Below are 1,469 nucleotides of genomic sequence, written 5' to 3'. Positions count from 1 at the left end.
CAATATTATAACGTAATTATTGTCAAAATGATAGATATACTCATTGTTTTATTGATATCTTATTTACTTTTCTATCAATATATATAATGGAAATAATTATTTTAAATATGAAGCACCAAAAGCGACGAAACTATTCATTAAAAATAGCTCCGCCGCTTAGGAAAAATCATATTGAATTTTAGCTTGGTTTGTTTTGGTTTATTTTAAAGGTTGTTACACAAAAATTATTTAATTTTTTGTTGATTATATAAGTCTGACAGTGGTTTGAGTACATTGTAGAATGCATCAAATTCATTTAAATCCATTTGCTGACCACTATCACTTAACGCAACAGAAGGTTCAGGGTGTACCTCAGCCATAACACCATCCGCACCTACAGCTAATGCTGCCTTGGCAGTTGGTAGCATAATATCTTTTCTTCCTGTGCTGTGTGTCACGTCAACCATAACGGGTAAATGTGTACCTTGCTTCAAAATTGGAACAGCAGAAATATCTAAAGTGTTACGCGTTGCTTTTTCGTATGTACGAATACCACGTTCACATAAAATAATATTTTGATTACCTTCTGAAGCAATGTATTCAGCTGCATATACAAATTCTTCGATTGTTGCGGACAATCCTCGTTTTAACAAAATTGGTTTTTTCGTACGCCCTGCTTCTTTCAACAGTTCGAAGTTTTGCATATTTCGTGCACCTATTTGAAATACATCTAAATATTGATCTGCAATTTCAAAATCGTTTGGATGTACAATTTCACTGACAACATTTAAATCATATTTATCTTTAATTTGTCTTAATATTTTAAGGCCTTCCTCTCCTAATCCTTGGAAGTCATATGGAGACGTACGTGGCTTAAAAGCACCACCACGAATGAATTTTTCACCTTTGGCGTGTAAATTCTTAGCAACAGCTTCAACTTGTTCATATGATTCTACAGAACAAGGACCAAAAACAAATGATTTTACACCTTCTCCTATAATGCCACCATTATCAAAATGAACAATGGTATCTTCAGGTTTCAGTTTACGAGAAACATAGAGGTGCTTTTCATTATCTGACTTTTGTAAATCTGTTGAGGCTTTAAATATTTCTTTAAACAGTTGTTTAATCACATTATCATTAAATGGACCTTGGTTTTTATCAATTAATGTATTGAGCATTTCTTTTTCACGTTGCGGATCATAAACTACTGTGCTTTGTTTACGTTTTTCCTCACCAATTTTTTGAGCGAGCTCTCCACGTTTTGATAATAAATCTAAAATTTGTCCATTGATATCTTCAATCTGCTTTCTGTATGCTTCTAATTTACTTGTCATATCTTTCACCTCAACCAATCATTTTCTAACTTGCTTTAAAGCAATAAAACTTTAAGTGGATATTGAGTATATTATCAATAATATCCTTCAATTTCAACCCATTCCCCATAATAATATATAAACATCAACTACTGATTATTAAAACTGTAGAAT

The 1,469-nt window shown here is 32.0% G+C and carries 1 protein-coding gene; it reads right to left on the bottom strand.

Annotated elements, in window-relative coordinates; translation table 11 throughout:
• Positions 1-224 precede the first annotated feature (224 nt).
• The gene (locus CD118_RS11595) at positions 225-1,316 is read right to left on the bottom strand and encodes a bifunctional 3-deoxy-7-phosphoheptulonate synthase/chorismate mutase (protein WP_103356744.1); all 1,092 of its coding nucleotides are present in this window, start codon (positions 1,314-1,316) and stop codon (positions 225-227) included.
• Positions 1,317-1,469 lie beyond the last annotated feature (153 nt).

Origin of the sequence: Staphylococcus coagulans (genome assembly GCF_002901995.1) — a bacterium.
Lineage (GTDB): Bacteria > Bacillota > Bacilli > Staphylococcales > Staphylococcaceae > Staphylococcus > Staphylococcus coagulans.
This window is presented reverse-complemented; position numbering and strand designations above follow the sequence as displayed.

Bases quoted from the DNA above. Each gene is read 5' to 3' on its own strand.
- CD118_RS11595 (WP_103356744.1), bottom strand. From the start codon at position 1,316: ATGACAAGTAAATTAGAAGCATACAGAAAGCAGATTGAAGATATCAAT.